The organism is Draconibacterium orientale (assembly GCF_900111425.1).
GTDB classification, from domain to species: domain Bacteria; phylum Bacteroidota; class Bacteroidia; order Bacteroidales; family Prolixibacteraceae; genus Draconibacterium; species Draconibacterium orientale.
The window spans coordinates 1-7447 of record NZ_FOHT01000065.1; the positions used below are offsets into that span (position 1 = coordinate 1).

Here is a 7447-nt window from a genome sequence, read left to right on the forward strand (position 1 = left end):
TGGTCAGTTTGCTCCGGCACGGGGTGGTCAGTTTAAACTGGCGAGGGTGGTCATTTTATTCCGGCATTGGGTGGTCACTTTGACCGTTTTTTCCACGCTCACGGAGAAGATGCTGATTGCCTTTTTTAAGATGTCCCTCTCCATTTTTGCATCCCTAAGCTCTTTTTGCAATCGAGCATTCTCACGTTCCAAGTCTGTCATTTTTGGATTACCATGACCTGGAAAGCTATTCTTATCATATTGTTTAAACTCTTTACGCCAACGGTAAAGTAATGCTCTTTCAATTCCTAATTCTTCTGCAATCTCTGTGGCATTTCCTCGTGCATAAGAAAGTTCTACTGCTTTTTTCTTGAATTCCTTGTCAAACTTTTTTCTCATCTGATTCATAATTATAAGTAAGTAAAAATAGTACTTAACTTACCGTACACTCAAATGTAGCACTTCCAGTGCGCTTAATCGATGTTTTTGTTGATAGCCTGAAACTGGAAGAATTCGGGTTCAGGGTTGACCATACCGAAAACGATCGTCCGGCTTACCACCCTACCAGTAGCTACCCCGTATACAATAATATCTACAAGCAATGCACATGTTCCTGTTCTGGCAAATTCTCAATTTCTTGACAACACCCTTCTCCTCTGTTTTAGGGTAAGGTTTTTTATGTTCGTAAATCGAGAAATCAGACTAAATAGGAGGTTTCCGTTATATACAATATTAATTTACACGCAGTTAAATTATTTTGCTGTAATTTATTTTTTGTAATTTTAGTAAAAATACTAAAATGGAAACTAACCTATTACCCGCGCCCGATGTTCTTTCTGTTCACTGGCTTTGGTTTCAAATATTGCTGGTTGTAACATTTACACTTCACATTATTTTGGTAAATTTAATTTTGGGCGGCAGTTTACTGGCCATCTGGAATCGATTTAAAAAAACGGAAACACCTGTTTTCTCAGGTAAAATTCCAATTTTTGTTGCGCTTACCATTAATTTAGGCGTTCCTCCGTTACTTTTCCTACAAGTTTTATACGGCCATTTGTTTTATACGAGTTCCGTGTTAATGGCAGTGTACTGGATCGCTATCATTCCGATTTTAATATTCGCCTATTACGGAACTTACATTTATGTAAAAAAAGCCGACAAAGCTCCATTATTGGCAACAATAAGTCTATGGACATCAACCATTTTCCTACTATACATTGCTTTTGTATTTGTAATAAACAGCACATTAACTCAACTGCCGGAAGAATGGATATCCTATTTCCAAAATAAAGGTGGAACATTTTTATTACTTAACGAGCCTTCGATTTGGCCGCGTTTTCTTCATTTTATTTTCGCTTCATTAGCAGTTGCAGCAATCGGGAAATCGGTATTTATTCATTTCGCAAAAAAACTTAAACCAGAAGATAAAAAGGTAGCTATTCAGAAAAACCTTAAAATAGCTGCTGTTGCGACATTAATACAAGTTTTTGTGGGTTTTTGGTTTTGGTTGTCAATGCCCGAAGCAGTTTGGAAAATATTCATGGGGGGCCAATTAATTTCGACGCTTTTTATGGTTGCAGGTTGGCTTATTGCCATGGCAATCCTTTATTTTAGTTTCACCGGAAAATTAGTACCCACACTAGTTGCCATCGTTCTTGAAGTAATTGTAATGGTATTAATACGCGAATTCGCCAGAAATGCTTATTTAAAAGGAATCTTTCACCCTTCCGACTTAGCCACTCAATATCAAATTTCTCCACTATTAATTTTCCTAATTATTTTTATTGTCGGATTAGGATTGATTTATTACATGATTCAACTTTCTCAAAAACCTAAAAACTCCAGATTATGAATTATCCTATCTGGCATTTGCCATCGACCGGAGGCAGTTTATTAATTGCCATCATTGCAATTGTTCATGTTGTTATCGCTCATTTAGCCGTAGGAGGTGGACTTTTTTTGGTATTAGCCGAATGGAAAGCCCTTAAAACAAATGATGCCGGATTATTGGCTTATGTGAAATCACATACCTGGTTTTTTCTTTTGTTATCGATGGTTTTTGGAGGAGTAACAGGAGTTGGAATTTGGTTTATAATTTCGCTCGTTACCCCGGGTGCTACATCTCTTTTAATCCATACTTTTGTGTTTGCATGGGCTATTGAGTGGGTATTCTTTATTGGCGAAATTGTTGCCTTGCTCATTTACCATTATCGTTTCGACAAGATGAATTCCGGAAGCCACTTAATTATTGGTTGGCTGTATTTTATTTTTGCCTGGCTGAGTCTGTTTATGATTAACGGAATTCTGGCGTTTATGTTAACTCCCGGAGATTGGCTCACCACAGGCAATTTTTGGGATGGATTATTTAACCCGGGATTTTTACCATCATTGCTTTTCCGAACTGCCATTTCACTCATTTTTGCCGGAGTATTCGGATTGGTAACAGCTTCTTTTTTAAAAGACCAGCAACTTCGAAACCGCATTTTTAAATATTGTGCAAAATGGATGTATTTTCCTTTGGCATTATTGGTGTTAACGGGTATTTATTACACAAAAGTAATCAGTGCTGAGTCGTTCGAAAACCTGTTTCATTTTAATGCCGAAAGCAACTTATTTCGTGATGTACTGCTTTATTCCAGTTTTGCATTATTCGGACTTGGACTTTTTACATTGTTTCGCCTCCCGGCCCTGGCACAAAAAATAGGCGCGTTTATTTTGGTAGCACTTTGTTTTTCGTGGATGGGTGGTTTTGAATACTCAAGAGAAATTGCCCGCAAACCGTATGTAATTTATAACTACATGTATTCCAACGGAATTCTGGTTAAAGAGGCTGAAAACATCAATAAAACCGGTTTTTTGAAACATGCAAAATGGACAGAAATTCAGGAAATTACTAATAAAAACAAACTGGAAGCTGGCTCTGAAATTTTTCGTCTTCAGTGTATGAGTTGCCATACAATTGATGGTTACAATGCCATAAAACCACAAATAAATCGTTTAACCGAACGCGGTTTGGAAGCCCAGCTAACCGGTTTGGGAAAAGTAAATACCTATATGCCTCCGTTTGTTGGAACACCAAACGAAAAAAAAGCACTGGCAGCCTATCTTTTTTATGAATTACTGGGCAAAGAAACTGAAACGGTAAAAGCCTTTCAACCCACAGAGTTTCCTTTGGAGGTGCCTGCTTTTAATTCCGAAAAAAATGAATATGTACTTTTGGTATGGAACGATTTGGGAATGCACTGTGTTTCCGACAACGAAAAATATTTTTCATTCTTACCTCCTGCAAATACTTTTAACGCCCAATTATTTAAGCGAGGAGCAAAACCAGAATTAATAACAAAAAACGTTCGAATTGAATATAATATTGAAAGTGGATTTGAAAATCCGGAGGAACGCTCGATGTTTTGGAAATATTCAAAAGCAATTTTTGGAGTTGATGTTCCGGTTGGGTATGGATTAGCAGGAAAAACAGTAAACGATACAATGGATGCGCACAGCAACCATTTTGCCGCTGAACTCATTCCGGTTATCGCATACCGAAAAGACCAGCTTTATAATCCATTTCCAATGTTCACTTTTAAAGCAGTAGACCAAAAAAGTGGCGAATTACTTGCAGAAACAAAAGCAGTTGCACCCGTTTCAACTGAAATGGGATGTAGAAACTGCCACGAAGGAGGTTGGGCATGGAATGGAATTTCGGGTGTTGCCGACAAAACATCCGAAAATTTATTGGCTGCACACGACAAATACAATAACACTACATTATTAGCTGATGCAAAAAACGGCAATCCCAAACTCTGCCAATCGTGCCATGGCGACCCGGCTCTTGGTGTTCCGGAGAAAGCAGATATTTTAAACTTCTCAACAGCAATACACGGGTTTCATGCCAATTACTTATCAGGAATGGACCATCAGTCTTGTAACCTTTGTCATCCATCGCGGATAGACGGAAATACAACATGTTTCCGTGGACGTCACGCAAAAAACGAAATAAACTGCACCGAATGCCACGGGCGCCTGGAAGACCATGCGCTGGGATTGCTGGCCGGGCAAAGTTCAAAACCTGCAGCCAAAAGGCTTTCTGCCGCATTGGTACCGCATTATGTAGATGATAAAACTACTATCAATCCACGCACTCCATGGGTTATTGAGCCCGACTGCAAATCGTGCCATACCAACTTTAATATTCGGGAAGATGGATATTCAGGAACATCGTTTAACAAATGGGTTAGCGGTTTTGCTGATTTATACCGAAACAGAACCGACGAACAAGGTGTAATGTGCATTGCTTGTCATGGCTCAACTCATGCGGTTTATGGCGCTGAAAATAAATTCGGGAAGCAACGCGACAATATGCAACCGTTGCAATATCAGGGTTTAGCCGGAACAATTGGGACACATGAAAATTGCAGTCTCTGCCATACAAAAAAAATGAATGCAAATGGGCATCATCGTAATCAGATTAAACGAAAAATCAGTGCAGCAATTGTTCACTAAAATATTATTTGCAATACGCTAAATCATACAAGTTGGTAAAATAACAGATCCATAATTGCATTTATCTTTTTCAGGTGCATTATTTTCTGGAAAAACAAAGAAATGACGTGCTATAAAATGCTATTCAAGGCCATCTCGACTACGAAAACAAATTTTTATACTCGAAACCGTTACTGTCACAAACATCAAAATAGTTGGCGGACATGGTTATTTGCGAGGCTTGGAGCTGTTAGTTAACACAAAAGATTGGGCAGTTAAAGAGAAAAACAAAGCATGTTTGAAAGACTTTACCACTACCTCCACAAAGGAGACAAACAAGGTGTTTGCAACGACATTACCGAAGACGCCTGCCAATATGTTCCCCGCAATTTCTTTTTACAAATTTTCAGTAATGTATTTACCCAGCTTGGCGATACGCTGAGCAATCCCAAAACCGTATTAACCTGGTTAATGAGCTATGTAAGCGCGCCGGTGTACCTTATTAGTTTAATTGTGCCGCTGCGCGAATCGGGGTCGATGGTGCCACAGGTGTTTTTTGCGCAATTTATTCGCCAACGCCCCATCCGAAAATGGCTGTGGGTAATCGGTGCTTTGCTGCAATTTTTAACAATCGGAGCCATTGGTATTATTGCCCTTAATTTTAACGGTTTTACTGCCGGATGGCTTATTGTAGCTGCTGTTGTGCTGTTTAGCCTGGCGCGAAGTATGAGCTCGCTTACCTCGAAAGATATTATTGGGAAAACCATCCCCAAAACCCGCCGAGGGCGTATGAAAGGCTATTCTGTATCAGTGTCGGGGGTATTGGTGCTGACGGCAGGTTTGTTTATGTTGTATCAGTCGGAAGAAGATGCCACCATAAACTTTTACACCAATATCATCTTTTTTGCTTCGGCAACCTGGCTGGTGGCAGCGTTTATTTATTCGCGAATTAAGGAATTCCCAGGCCCGGTTAATGACAAATCTCTAACAACGACAGCATTTTTTCAAGTTTTAAATTGCTAAAAACTGAAAAACATTTCAGAGATTTTATCATTGCCCGCACCCTGCTTTTGTGTACCGCCTTGTCGGCCCCGTTTTATGTTGTTTTGGCGCAGGAGCATGTGGGAAAAGAAGCGTACCTGCTCGGCTTGTTTATTATTGCCAAAGGCCTTGCATCGATCTTGAGTTCTCCGATTTGGGGAAGGTATGCCGATAAATCGAGCAAAAACATTATGGCAGTGGCGGTGCTTATTGCGTCTGTTCTGGGCATCTTTATCTTTTTCACCATTTCGTATTTCGATGCCTTGCAAAGTGCAAAATGGCTCTATCCGGTTGTGCTTTTTATTTTAGGTATTGCACACCAGGGCGTTCGTTTGGGCCGCAAAACCTACGTTATCGATATGGCTACCGGAAACGAGCGCACCAGTTACGTGTCGGTTAGTAATACCATTATCGGCATCATTCTTTTGCTGGTGGGTGGGTTAAGCGCCCTGGTTTCGTTGTTGTCGGTTGAAGGCGTAATTTTGCTGCTGTCGGTGTTTGGTTTGGCGGGCGCTTATAAAAGTTACAAACTCCCTAACGTAGAGCAAACATAACAACTGCTGAAGTTGTATTTTAATCTCTTGAAGAATATATTTGTCATCCTAAGATTCTAGCTAAACTTTGCGGAATAATGAAAACAGAGAAGACGAAACAACTGAAATTGATATATTTACTACTGGTAGCAGTACTATTTTTCACTGCCTGCTCCGACGATAATAACGATCCGGTTGATCCAACACCCGATCCCGAAACAAAGGAGCTGATTTCGGCTATGGACCTGTCGCAGTTACCCGAAATTGAATTAACGAATCCTACGTTTTTCGACCTGGAAAACAATGCAAAAGATTTTCTCGACATTGTAAAAGAGAATGGTGTGAACACGGTTCGACTGCGATTGTGGGTTAATCCCGAGAATGAACATTCAGCATTTAACGAGGTGAAAACATTTTCCGGGAAACTAAAAGCGAAAGGTTTCGACATTTGGTTAACCGTTCATTATTCCGATACCTGGGCCGATCCGGGGCAACAAAACAAACCCGAACGCTGGAGCAGCATTTCGTATTCGGCATTAAAAGACAGTGTTTATTCCTACACTCAAAAGATTATAACGGAGATTGCACCTGATTATATTCAGATCGGGAACGAGATAAACAGTGGCTTTTTGCATCCCGAAGGAAACATTCAGGATCAGACTTTCCAATTTCTGGAGTTGATGGAACAGGGAATTCGGGCCGTTCGCGATAACTCTTCGGCCACAAAAATTATAATCCATTATGCAGGGCTCAATAATGCCGACTGGTTTTTTAATGTAGTTCGCAACCTCGATTACGACATGATTGGCTTATCGTACTACCCCATTTGGCATGGCAAAAGTTTAACCAGCCTGAAAACAACCCTGACCAACCTGAGCCAAACCTTTAACAAAGAAATTGTGCTGGCCGAAACTGCTTATCCTTTTACACTGGGGTGGAACGACTGGACCAACAATATTGTGGGACAAGACGACCAGTTGATTCGGCCTGATTACCCGGCCACTGAAACCGGTCAGCAACAGTTTATCGAACGCATAAAACAAATTTCATTCGAGGAAGTGGAAAAAGGCCGTGGCTTTTGTTACTGGGGTGCCGAACTTATTGCCTGGAAAGGCCCGGAAGCCCCCGATGCCTCGCCATGGGAAAACCAGGCTGTTTTTGATTTTAACAACAAAGCACTGCCGGTATTGTCGGTATTTGGGGAGGAATAAGATGAGAAAAAACACTTAGTTACTCAATCCTAAGTTGCCAGTAGGGACATAAAACTCCAGCAAGCTGATGAAGATGTTTGGAGAGGACAAAATAAATTACTTCGCTACGCTGCCAATGACAGAATTAATTTACATTTTGACAATTTACTACTTCCATGTTTAGTTCTTTTGCCAATTTGTTTACTGTTCTCATTTTATTTATCA

At 40.2% G+C, this 7447-nt stretch carries 5 protein-coding genes and 1 pseudogene; 5 read left to right on the forward strand and 1 reads right to left on the reverse strand.

Annotated features, from left to right (window positions below):
• Positions 1 to 94: 94 nt before the first annotated feature.
• Positions 95 to 387 (reverse strand): annotated as a pseudogene (locus tag BMW53_RS20230) (transposase); the annotation flags it as partial.
• 391 nt (positions 388 to 778) lie between these two features.
• Here BMW53_RS20230 and BMW53_RS20235 point away from each other — a divergent pair.
• From BMW53_RS20235 to BMW53_RS20250, 5 genes are all read left to right on the forward strand, one after another.
• Complete coding sequence (locus BMW53_RS20235; protein WP_038555844.1) at positions 779 to 1831, forward strand: hypothetical protein; 1053 nt, start codon at positions 779 to 781, stop codon at positions 1829 to 1831.
• On the forward strand, positions 1828 to 4479 hold the full coding sequence (locus BMW53_RS20240; RefSeq protein ID WP_038555847.1) for a cytochrome ubiquinol oxidase subunit I: 2652 nt from the start codon (positions 1828 to 1830) through the stop codon (positions 4477 to 4479). Before BMW53_RS20235 ends, BMW53_RS20240 begins: the two co-directional genes overlap by 4 nt.
• 273 nt (positions 4480 to 4752) lie before the next feature.
• A complete protein-coding gene (locus BMW53_RS21185; RefSeq protein ID WP_217643016.1) occupies positions 4753 to 5481 on the forward strand; it encodes a hypothetical protein in 729 nt (242 codons plus the stop codon).
• Positions 5475 to 6053 carry an MFS transporter gene (locus tag BMW53_RS21190; RefSeq protein WP_217643018.1) on the forward strand — a complete coding sequence of 193 codons (579 nt, stop codon included), beginning with the start codon at positions 5475 to 5477 and terminating at the stop codon, positions 6051 to 6053. Before BMW53_RS21185 ends, BMW53_RS21190 begins: the two co-directional genes overlap by 7 nt.
• Positions 6054 to 6130: 77 nt before the next feature.
• Positions 6131 to 7243 (forward strand): glycoside hydrolase family 53 protein, encoded by a 1113-nt coding sequence (locus BMW53_RS20250; protein ID WP_038555849.1) that lies wholly within the window; start codon positions 6131 to 6133, stop codon positions 7241 to 7243.
• Positions 7244 to 7447: the final 204 nt, after the last annotated feature.